The following is a 17,931-nucleotide window of genomic DNA, read 5'->3' on the forward strand; positions in this document are numbered from 1 at the left end:
GGCGCTTTCTCTAGAATGCTCGGCCTTGCCGGATTGGCAGGCGCTCGCGCGTCTTCAGTCTGACAAGTTCATCGAGTCATTCACTCCTTGCCTGACCGCGTTAGTCGGCAGGCTACAACCCGTAAGGAGCATTTATGCGTCATTACGAAATCGTTTTCCTGGTCCACCCGGATCAGAGCGAACAAGTCGGCGGTATGGTCGAGCGTTACACCAAAGTCATCGAAGAAGACGGTGGCAAGGTTCATCGCCTGGAAGATTGGGGCCGTCGTCAGCTGGCTTACGCCATCAACAACGTCCACAAGGCTCACTACGTGATGCTGAACGTTGAGTGCAGCGCCAAGGCTCTGGCCGAGCTGGAAGACAACTTCCGTTACAACGATGCCGTGATCCGTAACCTGGTCATCCGTCGCGACGAAGCTGTTACCGAGCAGTCCGAGATGCTCAAGGCTGAAGAGAACCGCAACGAGCGCCGTGAGCGCCGTGAGCGCGTTGAGTCTGACGTTGCCGATGGCGACGACAGCGACAACGCTGACGAGTAATCCACGGATCTTATTGAGGAGCCAATCTCATGGCACGTTTCTTCCGCCGTCGTAAGTTCTGCCGCTTTACCGCAGAAAACGTCAAAGAGATCGATTACAAAGATCTCAACACCCTGAAGGCCTACATCTCCGAAACCGGCAAGATTGTTCCTAGCCGTATTACCGGTACCAAGGCCAAGTATCAGCGTCAGCTGGCTACCGCTATCAAGCGCGCTCGCTACCTGGCCCTGCTGCCCTACACCGACAGCCACGGCCGTTGATAACGGGCCGTCGACGTAGGTAAGGGATAGACGCATGCGCCCACTCGCTGAATTCATTATGCGTGGACGCATGCAGGCCGCCCTCGTGGTGGTCGGTGCAACGGCATTGCCGTTGCTCTTCTGGCTAGGTGCTGCAGCAGGGGCTTTGGTTCTGTTGCGGCGCGGCCTCAGTGATGCTCTGGGCGTAGTGGCCTGGGGGCTGCTGCCGGCGCTGGCCTGGTGGTACTTCGGCGAGCCGCGCGCTCTGCTGGTACTGCTCGGCACGTTGGCACTGGCTGTGGTGTTGCGGGCTACGGCGTCCTGGACGCGTGTGCTGCTCGCCAGTGTTGCTGTTGGGGTGTTGTATGGCGTGACCCTCGATGCGGTGTTTCAGGAACCGATCCAGGCCCTGGCCAAGGAGCTGCAAGCTCTGTTGCCCCAGGTTCTGCAAGGTGTTCAGGAACTCAGTGCCGAGGAACAGGCCCGCTTGCACAGTTTGCTGGTGCCGGTTCTGACCGGGCTGCTGGCCTCGTTGCTGCAAGCAGGCAGTCTGCTGGCCCTGGCGCTTGGGCGCTGGTGGCAGGCCGCGCTGTACAACCCTGGTGGATTCGCTCGTGAGATTCACGAGATGCGTCTGCCGCCGGCGCCGATGGCGCTGCTGCTGGCCGGCATGCTGTTGGGCCCCAATCTCGGGGTGCAACTGGCCATGCTGACGCCGCTGTGCAGTGTGCCGTTGGCCTTCGCCGGTGCGGCGTTGCTCCATGGCCTGGTGGCCCAGGGGCGCTCGCTCGGTTCTGGCTGGTCGGGCTTTATGTGTCGCTGCTGATCTTCATGCAGCTGGTTTATCCGTTACTGGTGGTCCTGGCCATCGTCGACAGTCTGATTGATTTTCGCGGCCGCTCCGCGCGCAACAACGGCGCCGGGCCTGCGAACGGTGAAGGTTAAAAGTTAAGAGGTAAGACCCAATGGAAGTTATTCTGCTGGAAAAAATCGCCAACCTGGGCAACCTGGGCGACAAGGTAAACGTCAAGTCCGGCTACGGCCGCAACTACCTGCTGCCGCAAGGCAAGGCCACTGCCGCGACCGCTGCGAACATCGCTGCGTTCGAAGAGCGTCGTGCCGAGCTGGAAAAGGCTGCTGCCGAGAAGAAAGCATCTGCTGAAACTCGCGCTGCCCAACTGGCTGAGCTGGAAGTGACCATCACTGCAGTAGCTGGTGACGAAGGCAAGCTGTTCGGCTCGATCGGTACTCACGACATCGCTGACGCTCTGACTGCTGCCGGCGTGCCGGTTGCCAAGAGCGAAGTACGTCTGCCGAACGGCACTATCCGTCAAGTTGGCGAGTTCGACGTAGCTGTGCACCTGCACACCGACGTAGAAGCTACCGTCAAGCTGATCGTGGTAGCCGCCTAAGTCGAGGCGACTTGCAGGTCTTGCGTGAAAGCGCCGGCCTGCTGACAATCGGGCACGACATTGCATTTGCGGTGTCGTGCCCGTTGTTTTTTCAGCCCCGGGCAAGTGTCCGCGGGCCGCTGTGATTGAGAGTTTCAGGTGCCATGAACGATATCAGCCTGCCGCAACAGTACGATCTCGAAACCGCCGCACTCAAGGTGCCGCCTCATTCGATCGAGGCCGAGCAGGCCGTGCTGGGTGGCCTGATGCTCGACAACAACGCCTGGGAACGGGTTTCCGATGCCGTCTCTGATGGCGACTTCTATCGCCACGACCATCGCCTGATTTTCCGTGCCATCTACAAGCTGGCCGAACGCAACGAACCCTTCGACGTGGTGACCCTGTCCGAGCAGCTGGACAAGGAGGGGCAGCTGGCTCAGGTCGGCGGTCTGGCCTACCTTGGCGAGCTGGCCAAGAACACCCCGTCGGTGGCCAACATCAAGGCCTACGGGCAGATCATCCGCGAGCGCGCGACCCTGCGTCAGCTCATCGGTATCAGCAACGATATCGCCGATATGGCCTATGCCCCGCAGGGCAAGAGTGCCGTGGAGGTGCTCGACGAGGCCGAGCGGCAGATCTTCCAGATTGCCGAGGCACGCCCCAAGGCCGGTGGCCCGGTGGGGATCAACGAGATTCTGGTCAAGACCATCGACCGGATCGACGAGCTGTTCAACACCAATGAAGGCATTACCGGTATTTCCACCGGCTTTACCGATCTGGACGGCATGACCAGTGGTCTGCAGCCGGCCGATCTGGTGATCGTCGCCGGTCGTCCGTCGATGGGTAAGACCACCTTCGCCATGAACCTGGTGGAAAACGCCGTACTGCGCACCGATAAGGTCGTGCTGGTGTTCTCCCTGGAAATGCCCAGCGACTCGATCGTGATGCGTATGCTCTCGTCGCTGGGGCGTATCGACCAGACCAAGGTGCGTTCTGGCAAGCTGGATGATGACGACTGGCCGCGTTTGACCTCGGCGGTCAACCTGCTTAATGAGCGCAAGCTGTTCATCGACGATACCGCCGGCATCAGTCCTACCGAGATGCGCGCCCGCGCCCGTCGTCTGGCCCGCGAGCACGGTGAAGTGGCGCTGATCATGGTCGACTACCTGCAGCTGATGCGTATCCCCGGCTCCAGTGGTGACAACCGCACCAACGAGATTTCCGAGATTTCGCGCTCGCTCAAGGCGCTGGCCAAGGAGTTCAACTGCCCGGTGGTGGCGCTGTCGCAGCTCAACCGCTCGCTGGAGCAGCGGCCCAACAAGCGTCCGGTCAACTCCGACCTGCGTGAATCCGGGGCGATTGAGCAGGACGCCGACATCATCATGTTCGTTTACCGGGATGAGGTGTATCACCCCGAGACCGAATACAAGGGCGTCGCCGAGATCATCATCGGCAAACAGCGTAACGGCCCCATCGGTACCTGCCGCCTGGCGTTCCTCGGCAAGTACACGCGCTTCGAGAACCTGGCGCCGGGTATCTATAACTTCGACGATGACGAATAACCCCGCGCGGCTGAGATAGCCACACAGGGATCAATGAAAACGGGCGCCCAGCGGTTAAGATGGCGCCCGTTTGTTTTAGGGTGTCCTCATGCGTCCGCTCGTTGCTTCCATTGATCTCGCCGCAGTGCGGCACAACTATGCCGTAGCCAAGCGTTGTGCGCCGGGACGTCAGGCATTTGCGGTGGTCAAGGCCAATGCCTACGGACACGGTCTGCGCGAAGTGGTGACGGTCCTGGCTGATGATGCCGACGGCTTTGCCGTTGCCTGCCTGGAAGAGGCTGCGCAGGTTCGGGCCATGCATGACAGTGCACGCATACTGTTGCTGGAGGGCTGCTTCGAGATCAGTGAATACCGCATGGCTGCTCAGTTGCAGCTGGATGTGGTGCTGCACAGTGTTGTGCAGGTCGAGCAACTGCTGGCCTCTGAACTGGCCCGGCCGGTGAACGTCTGGCTCAAGCTGGATAGTGGCATGCACCGCCTGGGGCTGGATGAGGCGGCACTGCGCGACTGTCATGCCCGCCTGGAAGGGGCCGCGCAGGTGGCCGAGCTGAATCTGCTCAGTCACTTTGCCTGCGCCGACGAGCGCGGCCACAGCGTGACGGAGCTGCAGCTGGAACGGTTCCTCGATGTACTGGATCTGCCTTTTGATCAGCGGAGCCTGGCCAACTCGGCCGCCGTGCTGATGATTCCGGCGGCGCACATGGACTGGTTGCGTCCCGGCATCATGCTCTACGGCGCCAGCCCGTTCGCCGAGCTTTCCGCCGCCGAGCTGGGGCTGCAAGCAGTGATGAGTCTGACGGCCGAACTGATCGCTGTGCGCGAAATCGCCGTAGGCGAAACGGTCGGCTATGGCGCCGGCTGGCAGGCTGAACGACCTTCGCGCATTGGCACGGTGAGCTGTGGCTACGCCGATGGCTACCCGCGTCATGCGCCGGCAGGGCGCCCGTCTGGATTGCAGGTGCCTGCGTGCCGCTGGTGGGGCGGGTGTCGATGGATATGCTCACGGTTGATCTGAGTGATCATCCCACCGCTCAGGTTGGCGATGCGGTGGAACTCTGGGGGGCGAATCTGCCGGTCGATCGCGTGGCGCAGGCCAGCGGCACCATTGGTTATGAGCTGCTGACCAAGGTCACGGCGCGGGTGCCGCGCCGCTACCGCTGATCAGAGCAACCCGCTGGGGACTCTGAGCAGGTCCAGCTGCAGGCAGGTATCGCTGGACAGTTCGCCATCATCGCCGAACAGACGATAGCTGCTGCGGCCGGAGCTCTTGGCTTTGTACAGGGCCAGGTCGGCGGTCTTGTACAGCGCGCTGAACTGGCGTGCCTGCTGAGGGAACAGGGCGATGCCGATGCTGATCGAGACCTGCAGCTGATGGTCTTGATAGGAGACTGGCTGGGCCAGCTCGCTGATCAGTCGCTCGGCAATTTCCACGGCATGTTCCTGGGCATTGGGCCCGCTGATCAGTACGGCGAACTCGTCACCACCCAGGCGCGCCACCATGTCGTGGCTGCGCACGACCTGGCGCAGGCGCAGAGCTTCGGTCCGCAGCATGACGTCGCCGGCATCATGGCCGTAGGTATCGTTGATCGGCTTGAAGTGGTCGAGGTCGATCAGCAGCAGGGCCAGACTTTCCTGACGGCGAGTGGCGTCAGCCATCTGCGCTTCGGTGTGCTCAATCAGGTAGCGGCGATTCGGCAGGTCGGTCAGCGGATCGTGCCAGGCCGCGTGTTGCAGCTCCTGCTCGCGTAGCGACAGGCGCTGATTAGCGCTTTCCAGTTCGGTGGTACGGCTGTCCACTGCGGCCTGCAGCTCCTCAGCGAAATGCTGCATCTGCTCCAGGCGCGCACTTTTCTCGCGGTCAGCCTCCTCCAGAGCTGCCGCCTTCTCCTGTTTGAGTATCTGGATGCGGTAGGCCAGGGCGAAGGAGAACAGAATCGACTCGGCGGCGATGGCCAGTGGATACAGGTAGGCCGTGAACGGACCGGGCTGGATGATGCCCGCGGCGCGCATCACCAGCACGGCGGTGCTGACCAGTACGGTGCCATAGCCGATCAGGTATAGACGCGCCGGGAAGAAACCTTGGCGCATACGGATGGCGGCGCAGATCAGGGCGACCGGCATGCTCAGGATGGGGGCCAGAGCGATGATCACCGCACCGGTATGAGGGTAGCCAAGGGCGTTGATGAGGATGGCGCTGGCATACAGCAGGCAGCCCAGATTCAGCAGCCAGTGGCCCCAGCGCAGGCTGTCGCGGGTGTACAGCAGTTCCTGGGTAAAACGCATGACCAGAATGGCCCAGAGCGCCGGCAGGGTGATGCGGTCGATCCAGAACGGCACGGCCTGCTCCGGCCACAGGTACTGGAAGCCATGGCCGCTCATGCTGAGGATGAAGGTGAGTGCGCAGCCGGTGGCCAGCACGTACCAGAAATAGGCGGCGTCGCGCAGGCTGATGAGAATGAACAGGTTGTACAGCATCAGCGCCAGGATGATGCCGTAGAGCAGGCCCAGGCCGAGGTTCTCGGTGGCGGCGTACTGATTGAGGTCACTGAGCTGCCAGACCTTGAGCGGGAAGGAGTTGCCGCGGGGATCGTAGCTGCGCAGGTAGAGCGTCAGCGGCTGCTCATCGAGCAGTGGCAGGCGGAACACCTGACGGCGGTATTCATGATCGCGGCCGACGGCATAAGGCACCTGCTCACCGCTCAGGCGCTCGATCCAGCCACCCTTGCCGTCGGGCAGGTAAAGGCGCAGGTCCATGATGGTGATGCCGCTGTTTTCCAGCCACCACTGAGCCGGTGCATCGGCGGCGCGCTGCAGGCTGATCTTGATCCACCAGGCGCTGCGGCTTAGGCCGACGCTGGCGCTGTTGCTCGACGGCACGAAGCGCTGCTGCACCTCAGGGCGGGCCATATCGGCGATGTTCAGTGTGCCGCTGGTGTCCTCCAGCAACTCGATCTGGGTGTTGATCGACTGGCCACTGCTGGCGGCTGACAACAACAATGCCTGCGCCTGCTGGTATGGCAGGCAGCACAGAAGGCAAAGCAGGGCAATCCGTCGCAGCATGAAATCTCCGAGTCAAGTCGGGTCTGGATGGCGGTGGCCCGAGTATAACCACATTGTGTGTCTGTGATCACAGTTGCCCGGGGCCGATAGCGCGACGCGACTTGACCGAGCGTTGCACTCGGGTTCTGTATATTTTTTGTGCTATGATCCGCGCCCGTTTTTTTGAGTCCCGGTCGCCGCCATGCACGCCGCCACGCCGTTGTTCGACTATCCCAAGTACTGGGCCGAATGCTTCGGACCCGCGCCTTTCCTGCCGATGAGCCGGGAAGAGATGGATCAGTTGGGCTGGGACTCCTGCGACATCATCATCGTTACCGGTGACGCCTACGTCGACCACCCGTCGTTTGGCATGGCCATCATCGGTCGTCTGCTGGAGGCCCAGGGCTTCCGCGTCGGCATCATTGCCCAGCCGGACTGGACCAGCAAAGCCGACTTCATGAAGCTGGGCGAGCCGAACCTCTTCTTCGGGGTCGCGGCCGGCAACATGGACTCGATGATCAACCGCTACACCGCGGACAAGAAGATCCGCTCGGACGATGCCTATACCCCCGGTGGCGAAGCGGGCAAGCGGCCGGACCGCGCCAGCCTGGTCTACAGCCAGCGCTGTAAGCAAGCCTACAAGCATGTGCCGATCGTGCTGGGTGGCATCGAGGCCTCGCTGCGCCGCATCGCGCACTACGACTACTGGCAGGACAAGGTTCGCCATTCGATCCTGATCGATGCCAGCGCCGACATCCTGCTGTTCGGCAATGCCGAGCGCGCGATCGTCGAGGTGGCTCAGCGCCTCGCCGCCGGTGAGCCTATCGAGGCCATCAGCGATGTGCGCGGCACGGCGTTCATTCGCCGCGATACGCCGGAGGGTTGGTTCGAGGTCGACTCCACCCGCATCGATCGGCCGGGCAAGGTCGACAAGATCATCAACCCTTATGTGAACACCCAGGACCTGCAGGCCTGTGCCATCGAGCAGGAGAAGGGCGCGTTCGAAGACCCCAACGAAGCCAAGGTGGTGCAGCTGCTGCCGCACCCGCGGCTGGAGCGCGACAAGACGGTGATTCGTCTGCCGTCCTTCGAGAAAGTGCGCAACGACTCGGTGCTGTATGCCCATGCCAACCGCGTGCTGCACCTGGAAACCAATCCGGGCAATGCCCGTGCGCTGGTGCAGAAGCACGGCGAGGTGGATGTGTGGTTCAACCCGCCACCCATTCCGCTGACCACTGAAGAAATGGACTACGTGTTCGGCATGCCCTATGCGCGCGTGCCGCACCCGGCCTACGGCAAGGCGAAGATTCCGGCCTACGAGATGATCCGCTTCTCGGTCAACATCATGCGTGGCTGTTTCGGTGGCTGCACCTTCTGCTCGATCACCGAGCACGAGGGGCGGATCATCCAGAACCGTTCGCACGAATCGATCCTCAACGAGATCGAGGAAATGCGTGACAAGGTGCCGGGCTTCACCGGCGTGGTGTCCGACCTCGGCGGGCCGACGGCCAACATGTACCGCATCGCATGCAAGGACCCGGAGATCGAGCGCCACTGCCGCAAGCCGTCCTGCGTGTACCCGGGTATCTGCGAGAACCTCAATACCGACCACTCTTCCCTGATCGAGCTGTACCGCAAGGCCCGCGCTCTGCCGGGGGTGAAGAAGATCCTGATTGCTTCCGGTCTGCGCTACGACCTGGCCGTGGAGTCGCCGGAGTACGTCAAGGAGCTGGTTACCCACCATGTCGGCGGTTACCTGAAGATCGCTCCGGAGCACACCGAGCGCGGCCCGCTGGACAAGATGATGAAGCCGGGCATCGGCAGCTACGACAAGTTCAAGCGCATGTTCGAGAAGTACTCCAAGGAGGCGGGCAAGGAGCAGTACCTGATTCCGTACTTCATCGCCGCGCACCCGGGCACCACCGACGAGGACATGATGAACCTCGCCCTGTGGCTCAAGCGCAACGACTTCCGTGCCGACCAGGTGCAGGCGTTCTACCCGTCGCCGATGGCCACCGCCACGGCCATGTACCACTCGGGCAAGAACCCGCTGCGCAAGGTCACCTACAAGAGCGAAGGCGTCACCATCGTCAAGAGCGAGGCGCAGCGCCGCCTGCACAAGGCCTTCCTGCGCTACCACGATCCCAAGGGCTGGCCGATGCTGCGCGAGGCGCTGGAGCGCATGGGCCGCAGCGACCTGATCGGCAACGGCAAGCACCAGCTGATTCCGACCTACCAGCCGCAGACCGACGAGTACCAGAGTGCGCGGCGGAAGAACTCCACACCGGCCGGCAGCAAGAAGGTCGGTGCTCAGGGCAAGACGGTCGGCAAGATCCTTACCCAGCACACCGGTCTGCCGCCGCGTGGCAGTGACGGCAGCAAGGCCTGGGACAAGCGCGAGCAGGCCAAGGCAGCTGCCGAAGCCCGGCGCAAGGCGGAGAAATCCGGCGCCGGCAGGGACGCCGGCAACAAGGGTGGCAAGAAGGGCGGCAAGCGCCCGGTAGCTCCGCGCTAACTTGGTGCGCCCGCCCGCCGCTGGTGCGGCGTCGGGCGCGCTTGTGGTGCTGCAGCCCGCCTGGCGCGGGTTTGAGCCTGTGGCATAAGTCTTGCGCTGGCAGAGTCATTCCCGCCGCGCAGGAGACTCGCCGTGTCGATCCATGTCGCACTGCACCATGTCACCCACTATCGCTACGACCGCCATGTGCAGCTCGGTCCGCAGATCGTCCGTCTGCGTCCGGCACCGCATAGCCGTACGCGCATTCTGTCCTATGCCCTGAAGGTTGAACCGGGCGGTCACTTCGTCAACTGGCAGCAGGACCCGCAGGGCAATTACCTGGCGCGTCTGGTGTTCCCCGAGAAGACCGGCGAGTTCAAGGTCGAGGTCGATCTGGTCGCCGAGATGGCGGTGTTCAACCCGTTCGACTTCTTCCTTGAGCCCTACGCCGAGCAGATTCCCTTCGCCTACACCGAAGGCGAGGCGGTGGAGCTGGCGCCCTACCTGCAGAAGCTGCCGGCCACGCCGGCCTTTGCCCGCTACCTGGCGGGTATTTCCCGCGAGCCGGTGGCCAGCGTGGATTTTCTGGTGGCGCTGAACCAGCAGCTGGCCCACGACATCCAGTACCTGATCCGCCTGGAGCCCGGTGTGCAGACGCCGGAGGAAACCCTGAGCAAGGGTTCCGGTTCGTGCCGCGACTCGGCCTGGCTGCTGGTACAGCTGCTGCGTCACCTGGGGCTGGCCGCGCGCTTTGTTTCCGGTTACCTGATTCAGCTCAGCGCCGATGTGAAATCCCTCGACGGTCCGTCCGGTACCGAGCATGACTTCACCGACCTGCATGCCTGGTGCGAGGTGTATCTGCCGGGCGCTGGCTGGATCGGTCTGGATGCCACCAGCGGCCTGTTCGCAGGCGAGGGCCATATCCCGCTGGCGTGCAGCCCCGAGCCTTCATCGGCCGCGCCGATCAGCGGTCTGATCGACGAGTGCGAGTGCGAGTTTGCCCATGCCATGAGCGTCGAGCGGGTGTGGGAGGCGCCACGTGTCACCAAACCGTACAGCCCCGAGCAGTGGCAGGCGATTGTCAGCCTCGGCCAGCAGGTCGACCGCGATCTGGCTCAGGGCGATGTGCGCCTGACCATGGGTGGCGAGCCAACCTTCATCGCCCTCGATTACCCCGATGATGCCGAGTGGAACACCGCCGCGCTGGGGCCGAACAAGCGCCGGCTGGCCGCCGAGCTGTTTCACCGGCTGCGTGCACACTATGCGCCGCAGGCGCTGGTGCATTTCGGTCAGGGCAAGTGGTACCCCGGTGAGCAACTGCCGCGCTGGTCGCTCAACTGCTTCTGGCGGCGCGACGGCGAGCCGATCTGGCAGGACCCGGCGCTGTATGCCGATGAGCAGACCGACTACGGCGTGGATGCCGGTAAGGCGGCTCTGTTCCTCGCCTGTGTGGCCGAGCGCCTTGGGGTGAGCGGCGAGCATGTGTTCCCGGCCTACGAGGACTGGCTGTATTACCTGTGGCGCGAGCGCCGTCTGCCGGCCAACGTCACCCCGGATGATCCGCGTCTGGCTGATCCGCTGGAGCGCGAGCGGCTGCGCAAGGTGTTCGATCAGGGGCTGGAGCAGGTGGTCGGACATGTGCTGCCACTGGCGCGTAACCCGGCCAGCAATGCCTGGCAGAGCGGCCCCTGGTACCTGCGCGAGGAACACTGCCGGCTGCTGCCGGGCGACTCGCCGCTGGGCTACCGCCTGCCGCTGGATTCCCAGCCCTGGGTCAGTCAGGCGGACTACCCCTACGTCAATCCGGCCGATCCGTCGCAGCTCCATGGCAGCCTGCCGCCGGCTGCGCAGATCCGTCAGCAGGTCAGGGGCGTCTGGCCGGAAGGCTTCGGTGCGTCCAGTGCGCCGGCCTCGGGCATGGCGGGCATGAACGGCTCGGCTAAACCCTTGCCGGGGCAGTCGGCCAGCTGGATCACCCGTACCGCGCTCTGCGCCGAGCCGCGTGGTGGCCGCCTGTACCTGTTCCTGCCGCCGCTGGCGCACCTGGAAGACTATCTGCAGCTGGTGGCCGCCATCGAGGCGACGGCGGCCGAGCTGCAGTGCCCGGTACTGCTGGAGGGCTACGAGCCGCCGGCCGATCCGCGTCTGCTGCATTTCCGCGTCACCCCCGACCCGGGCGTCATCGAGGTGAACATCCACCCGGCTGCGAGCTGGGACGAGCTGGTCGAACGCACCGAGTTCCTCTACGAGGCGGCGCGCCTGACCCGCCTGAGTAGCGAGAAATTCATGCTCGATGGCCGTCATACCGGCACCGGTGGCGGCAATCACTTCGTCTTAGGTGGTGCCACGCCGGCCGACTCGCCCTTCCTGCGTCGGCCCGATCTGCTGCGCAGTCTGCTCAGCTACTGGCATAACCACCCGTCGCTGTCCTACCTGTTCAGCGGGCTGTTCATCGGCCCGACCTCGCAGGCGCCGCGGGTGGACGAGGCGCGCAACGATGCCTTGTACGAGCTGGAAATCGCCTTTGCGCAGATGCCCGAGCCAGGGCGTGAGTGCCCGCCGTGGCTGGTCGACCGGCTACTGCGCCACCTGCTGGTGGATGTCACCGGCAACACGCACCGTGCCGAGTTCTGCATCGACAAACTCTACTCGCCGGACTCGGCCAGCGGCCGCCTCGGCCTGCTGGAGCTGCGCGCCTTCGAGATGCCGCCGCATGCGCAGATGAGTCTGGCGCAACAGCTGCTGCTGCGCGCGCTGGTCGCCCGCTTCTGGAAAACCCCTTACGCGCCGGCCAAGCTGGCGCGCTGGGGCACCGAGCTGCACGACCGTTTTCTCTTGCCTCACTTCATCGAACAGGACTTTGCCGATGTGCTGCAGGAGCTGGGCGCGGCGGGTTATCGCCTGCGCGCCGAGTGGTTTGCCCCGCACTTCGAGTTCCGTTTCCCCAAATGCGGCGACTTCCACGTCAAGGGCATCAGCCTGGAGCTGCGTCAGGCGCTGGAGCCCTGGCATGTGCTGGGCGAAGAGGGCAGCGCCGGCGGCACCGTGCGCTATGTCGATTCCTCGCTGGAGCGGGTGCAGGTCAAGCTCGAAGGCATGGCGCCGGACCGCTACCAGCTGGTGTGCAACGGCGTACCGGTGCCGCTGCGGCCGACCGGCAAGGTGGGCGAGTTTGTCGGCGGGGTGCGCTTCCGCGCCTGGCAGCCGGCCAGCTGCCTGCAGCCGACCATCGGTGTGCACGCGCCGCTGGTGTTCGACCTGCTCGACACCTGGATGCAGCGCTCGCTGGGCGGATGCCAGTACCATGTGGCCCATCCCGGCGGGCGCAACTACGAGAGCCTGCCGGTCAACGCCTATGAGGCGGAAAGCCGTCGGCTGGCGCGCTTCTTCCGCCATGGCCATACGCCGGGGGCACTGGCGCCTAAGCCCGTTCTGCACAATGATGAGTTGCCGATGACCCTGGATCTGCGCCGCTCCTGACCTTACCCAGCCCTCCGCCGGAGGGCTGGGGGCTGCATTACTGAGACGTTCATGCCTGACCTGCTTGCCGACTACCCGCGCCCGGACGCGACCTACCATGAAATGCTCGATGCCGGGGGCAGGGTGCGTCCGCACTGGCAGCGCCTGCACGAGAGTCTGGCGCGCAGCACGCCGGCACAGCTGCAGCAGCGTCAGGCGCTGGTAGAACGGCAGATTCAGGAAAACGGCGTGACCTACAACGTCTACGCCGATCCGCAGGGCAGTGACAGGCCCTGGGCGCTGGATCTGCTGCCCAACCTGATCGACGCCGAGGAATGGCAGGGCATTGCTGCCGGGGTGGCGCAGCGCGCCGGCCTGCTCAACCGTGTGCTGGCCGATCTGTATGGTCCGCAGCAGCTGCTGCGTGACGGGTTGCTGCCGGCCGAGCTGGTGTTCGGTCACAACAATTTTCTCTGGCCCTGTCAGGGCGTGCAGGTGCCGGGCGACACCTGGCTGCATCTGTATGCGGTGGATCTGGCGCGCGCGCCGGACGGCCGCTGGTGGGTGCTGGCCGACCGTACCCAGGCGCCTTCCGGTGCCGGTTACGCGCTGGAGAACCGGCAGATCGTCTCGCGGGTGTTGCCCGAGCTGTACCGCGACCTGCGCGTGCAGTACCTGGCCGGCTTCTTCCGTACCCTGCAGGAGCAACTGCGGGAGCAGGCGCCCAGCGAGGGTGAAACGCCGCTGGTGGTGCTGCTGACGCCTGGTCGTTTCAACGAAACCTATTTCGAGCACCTTTATCTGGCCCGCCAGCTGGGTTTCCCGCTGGTCGAGGGCAGCGACCTGACGGTGCGCGATGACACCCTCTACCTGAAAACGCTGGATGGCCTGCAGCGCGTGCATGCCCTGTTGCGCCGGCTGGATGATGACTTCTGCGACCCGCTGGAGCTGCGCACCGACTCCGCCTTGGGTGTGCCTGGCCTGCTCGAGGTGGTGCGCCAGGGCCGTGTGCTGGTGGCCAATGCCCTGGGCAGCGGCGTGCTGGAGTCGCCGGGCCTGCTCGGTTTCATGCCGGCCATTGCCGAGCAGTGGCTGGGTGAGGAGCTGCTGCTGCCCTCGATCGCCACCTGGTGGTGTGGTGAGCCGCCGGTGCTGGAAGAAGCGCTGGGCAAACTCGGCGAGCTGGTGATCAAGCCGGCGTTTCCGTCACAGAGTTTCGAGCCGGTATTCGGCCGCGATCTGGATGCTGAGGGGCTACAGGCCCTGGCCGAGCGGCTCAAGGCCAGGCCCTACGCCTACATCGCCCAGGAGCTGGCGCAGCTGTCGCAGGCGCCGGTGTGGGATGGTCAGGGGCTGCAGCCACGGGCGATTGGCATGCGGGTGTACGCGGTGGCCAGTCGTGACGGATACCGTGTGCTCCCCGGCGGCCTGACCCGCGTGGCCGGCCAGGCCGGTGCCGAGGTGGTGTCGATGCAGCGCGGCGGCGCCAGCAAGGACACCTGGGTGCTGGGCGAGCGTGCTCAGGGTCAGGAGCCCTGGCACTGGAGCAAGCCGCTGGGTGTGCGTGACCTGATCCGCAGTGACCCCTACTTGCCGTCGCGGGTGGTGGAGAACCTCTTCTGGTTCGGCCGCTACAGCGAGCGCTGCGATGACGGCGCGCGCCTGCTGCGGGTGCTGCTGGAGCAGTACGTGGACGATGGCGACGATCCGCTGGCGCTGCAGGCGGCGCTGGCGCTGGGCGAGCAGACCGGCTGGCTGCCGCCGGGCGAGCGGCTGGAAGAGCGTCTGCGCGAGGCTTTGCTGGGCGATGAATGGCCCTTCAGCCTGCGCAGCAACCTGCAGCGGCTGCAGTGGTCGGCCAGTCAGGTGCGCGGCAAGCTGTCCCAGGAGAACTGGCAGGCGCTGGTGGAGCTGCAGCGCGAGGCACAGGCGCTGGAAAGCCGCGACAGCGATCTTGGCGAGCTGCTGGATTTCCTCAACCGCCTGCTGCTGCAGCTGGCGGCGCTGACCGGTTTTGCTCTGGACGACATGACCCGCGACGACGGCTGGCGCTTTCTGATGCTGGGGCGGCGTATCGAGCGTCTGCAGTTTCTGGCCGACAGCATGGCGGCTTTTCTGCGCGGCGCAGGAGCCCGCGATCAGGCGGCACTGGAATGGCTGCTGGAGTTGGGCAACAGCATCATCACCTACCGTTCGCGCTACCTGGCGGCACCGCAGCTGATTCCCGTGCTCGATCTGCTGCTGTTCGACGAGCAGAACCCGCATTCGCTGAGCTTCCAGTTGCACATGGTCGAGCGTTCGCTGGTTGCTCTCGACGAGCGCTTCGCCACGCCGCTGGAGCACAGCCTGACACTGCTGGCCGGCCAACTGGCGGCTTTCGATCTGGGCAGCCTGGACGCGCGTGGGCTGTTTGGCGAGAGCGGTGTGCAGGCAGTGCTGCACGGGTTGGCCAATCTGCTGCAGGCCGTTTCCGGAGCGGCAGGGGAGCTGTCCGACCGGCTGGCGCTGCGCCACTTTGCCCATGTCGATGCGGTCAGTCAGCAGACCCTGTCCAGTTGAGGTGGCCATGACAGCCAGCGCGCGTTACCAGATTTTCCACGACACCCAGTACCGCTACGCCGCGCCCGTGTCGCTGGCCCAGCAGCAGGCGCACCTGTGGCCGCGCGAATGCGCCTGGCAGCGGTGCCTGTATCAGGAGCTGGAGATTCAGCCCGAGCCCAGTCGCCGTCAGGATGGCCGGGATGTGTTCGGCAATCCGCTGACCCGCCTGGCCTTCGAGCGCCCGCACGCGGCGCTGCAGGTCAATGCGCGCCTGCTGGTCGAGGTGTTCGCCCACGCGCCGCACAGCCTGGCGGATTCGCCGGCCTGGGAGCAGGTGGTGGCGCAGCTGACCTACCATGGCCAGCCATTGAGCGAGGCAGAACTGGAGGCTGCGGTCTATCGCGTGGAGTCGCCCTTTGTGCGCCTCAAGCAGGCCTTCGCCGATTATGCAGAGGACTGCTTTGCACCGGCGCGGCCGTTCCTCGAGGCGGTGGCGGCGCTGATGGACAAGATCTTCCGCGAGTTCACCTACGATGGCGAGGCGACGCTGGTGGCCACGCCGCTGCTGGAAGTGCTGGAGCGGCGTCGCGGCGTCTGCCAGGACTTTGCCCACCTGATGCTGGCCTGCCTGCGTGCCCGTGGTTTTGCCGCGCGCTATGTCAGCGGTTATCTGCTGACCCAGCCGCCTCCGGGGCAGCCGCGGATGATCGGTGCCGATGCCTCGCATGCCTGGGTGTCGGTGTATTGCCCGCAGCTGGGTTGGGTCGATTTCGATCCGACCAACAACTTGCTGCCGGACCTGCAGCACATCACCCTGGCCTGGGGGCGTGATTTCGCCGATGTCTCGCCGCTGCGCGGGGTCATTCTCGGTGGCGGCAGTCACGACCCCGAGGTGCGCGTCACCGTGCTGCCGGCCGGCGAGGTAGCGCTGGAGGCGCTGTAAATTCAGGCAGGTACAGGACTCAGGGTTCCTGGCTGGCCAGGCTGACCCTGTTGCGGCCTTCGCGTTTCGAACGGTACATGGCCTTGTCGGCGTTCTGCACCAGGCTTTCGGCATTGTCGCCATGCTCGGGATATAGGCTAATCCCCAGACTGGCCTGCACCAGCACTTCATGGCCCCCGAGCAGCAGTCTGTTTTGCAGGTGGCTGAGGAGCTTCTGGGCAATGCCAGTAAGGATTCTGCCATCCTCGATCTGATCAAAGAGGATGGTGAACTCATCGCCGCCTAAACGTGCCACGGTGTCGCCCGTGCGGGTTATTGAACTGAGCAGACGTGCCATGTTGCATAAAACTTCATCGCCGATGGCATGTCCCAGCTCGTCGTTGATCTCCTTGAAGTGATCGAGATCGACGAACAGCAGGCCGACACGCTTGCCGCTGCGCTTGGCATTGGCAATGGCGTGCTCCAGACGGTCGAAGAACAGCCGGCGGTTGGGCAGCCCGGTCAGCGGATCGTGGTGGGCCATGCGCTCCAGTTCGATGCGATTTTCGTTGAGCTCGCTGATCTGACGCAGGATCTCTTCCTGCATTTCGCGCAGGTTGCGGGCCAGGCTGCCGAGCTCATCCTGACGCTCGGTGGGGAGCGGGTGCAGGCTGCGGTTGCGGGCGAAGCGGGCCATGGCCAGGCCTATCTGGTTCAGCGGGCGGGTCAGGGCGCGGGCCAGCAGCAGAGCCAGCAGCAGGGTCAGCACGCTGAGGGCGACAACGATCTGCGCACTGCGCTGCCCGAGCTGCTGGGATTCGCGCAGGATGTGTGCTTCGGGAATGGCGATGCCGAGCAGCAGCACGCTGTTGGGGCTGCGCTCGTCGATGCGTACGCGGGTGAAGGCAGCGATTCGCTCCGGTTGCCGGCGCGTGGCCGGCAGGCGGGTCAGCAGGTTTTGCGCCTTGCCTTCGACCAGCTCCCGGGTCAGCGGCAGCTCCTCTTGCAGTCGGTACTGCGGGCCGTGCGCACTGGCCTGGCGGTTTTTGCCGTCGGGGTAGAGCAGCAGGTCGCCCTGACTGTTGGCGAGAAACACCTGATAGTGTTCCGGTAGCTCGCTTTCCAGGCGCTGGAACAGCGCCTGCACATCGATGCTCAGCAGGATCAGGCCCAGCGGTTCTGTTGCCTGATCCCAGATCGGGTTGCCGATATGCAGGGTCATGGCTTCGGCGGAGCCACTGCTCGGCTGGGCAATCTCGGAAAAGTACTGTTCGCCACGCGCCAGCCGCAGTGTCTCGAAGACATAGGGAAAGTGGCCTTTCTCCGCCAGACTGCCGGCATCGGCCGGGCCCTGTGGGGTGACGCTGATGCGTTCAAGGCCATGCTCACGGGCGGTGATCAGGCGGATGCGCCGGTACTCCGGGTGAACCGCCAGCAGCGCCTGAAACAGACCGATCAGCTCTTTCTCTTCCTGGGCGCTGGCTGGACGTTGCAGCAGCACATCGCGGGGTTGCGACTGCTCGGCCAGTACCCGGGCGTCATTGGCAAAGCCTTGCAGGCTCAGTTGCAGGTTGCGGCCGAGTACCTGGCTGGCGGTCTGCAGGTCACGCTTGGCCGAGTCGATCAGAATCTGTTGGCTGCTGCTGAACAGGTAATAGCTGGCCAGGCCGGTCAGCAGCAGGCCAAACAGGCTGAGCAGGGCGGTGAGCTTGACGCTGATGCCCAGCTTCATGACGGTGAGGGCT

At 64.4% G+C, this 17,931-nt stretch carries 10 protein-coding genes and 2 pseudogenes; 10 read left to right on the forward strand and 2 right to left on the reverse strand.

From position 1 onward, the window contains the following. The first annotated feature begins 134 nt into the window (after positions 1 to 134). The 6 genes and pseudogenes from rpsF to alr all read left to right on the forward strand — a co-directional run bounded on the left by rpsF (position 135) and on the right by alr (position 4,892). Positions 135 to 539 carry a 30S ribosomal protein S6 gene (gene rpsF / locus CK486_RS00555; protein ID WP_095938362.1) on the forward strand — a complete coding sequence of 135 codons (405 nt, stop codon included), beginning with the start codon at positions 135 to 137 and terminating at the stop codon, positions 537 to 539. A 29-nt stretch (positions 540 to 568) separates the two neighbouring features. Next, a complete protein-coding gene (gene rpsR, locus CK486_RS00560) occupies positions 569 to 799 on the forward strand; it encodes a 30S ribosomal protein S18 (RefSeq protein WP_095938363.1) in 231 nt (76 codons plus the stop codon). A 34-nt stretch (positions 800 to 833) separates the two neighbouring features. Beyond that, a pseudogene (locus CK486_RS00565) lies at positions 834 to 1,723 on the forward strand (hypothetical protein). 20 nt (positions 1,724 to 1,743) lie between these two features. Beyond that, complete coding sequence (gene rplI, locus CK486_RS00570; protein ID WP_095938364.1) at positions 1,744 to 2,190, forward strand: 50S ribosomal protein L9; 447 nt, start codon at positions 1,744 to 1,746, stop codon at positions 2,188 to 2,190. Between the two features lie 143 nt (positions 2,191 to 2,333). Next, a complete protein-coding gene (gene dnaB / locus CK486_RS00575; RefSeq protein WP_095938365.1) occupies positions 2,334 to 3,731 on the forward strand; it encodes a replicative DNA helicase in 1,398 nt (465 codons plus the stop codon). Between the two features lie 88 nt (positions 3,732 to 3,819). Then, positions 3,820 to 4,892, forward strand: a pseudogene (gene alr / locus CK486_RS00580) (alanine racemase). On the opposite strand, the gene CK486_RS00585 reads toward alr, so the two are convergent. Further along, entirely contained in the window at positions 4,893 to 6,791 is a 1,899-nt protein-coding gene (locus tag CK486_RS00585; RefSeq protein ID WP_095938366.1) for a diguanylate cyclase, read from the reverse strand. It abuts the pseudogene before it with no gap. A gap of 181 nt (positions 6,792 to 6,972) precedes the next feature. Between CK486_RS00585 and CK486_RS00590 the strand changes: the two genes are divergently transcribed. The 4 genes from CK486_RS00590 (at position 6,973) to CK486_RS00605 (ending at position 16,207) form a co-directional block, all read left to right on the forward strand. Next, complete coding sequence (locus tag CK486_RS00590; protein ID WP_095938367.1) at positions 6,973 to 9,285, forward strand: YgiQ family radical SAM protein; 2,313 nt, start codon at positions 6,973 to 6,975, stop codon at positions 9,283 to 9,285. Positions 9,286 to 9,417: 132 nt separating this feature from the next. Further along, the gene (locus CK486_RS00595) at positions 9,418 to 12,744 is read left to right on the forward strand and encodes a DUF2126 domain-containing protein (protein WP_095938368.1); all 3,327 of its coding nucleotides are present in this window, start codon (positions 9,418 to 9,420) and stop codon (positions 12,742 to 12,744) included. Positions 12,745 to 12,795: 51 nt separating this feature from the next. Continuing rightward, positions 12,796 to 15,282, forward strand: a complete 2,487-nt coding sequence (locus CK486_RS00600) for a circularly permuted type 2 ATP-grasp protein (RefSeq protein ID WP_095938369.1) — start codon at positions 12,796 to 12,798, stop codon at positions 15,280 to 15,282. 7 nt (positions 15,283 to 15,289) lie between these two features. Next, the gene (locus tag CK486_RS00605; protein ID WP_095938370.1) at positions 15,290 to 16,207 is read left to right on the forward strand and encodes a transglutaminase family protein; all 918 of its coding nucleotides are present in this window, start codon (positions 15,290 to 15,292) and stop codon (positions 16,205 to 16,207) included. A 19-nt stretch (positions 16,208 to 16,226) separates the two neighbouring features. On the opposite strand, the gene CK486_RS00610 is transcribed toward CK486_RS00605, so the two are convergent. Then, positions 16,227 to 17,918, reverse strand: coding sequence for a GGDEF domain-containing protein (locus CK486_RS00610; RefSeq protein ID WP_095938371.1), 1,692 nt, complete (start codon positions 17,916 to 17,918; stop codon positions 16,227 to 16,229). Positions 17,919 to 17,931: the final 13 nt, after the last annotated feature.

The sequence above is a fragment of the Pseudomonas sp. HAR-UPW-AIA-41 genome, from assembly GCF_002304225.1.
GTDB lineage: Bacteria > Pseudomonadota > Gammaproteobacteria > Pseudomonadales > Pseudomonadaceae > Aquipseudomonas.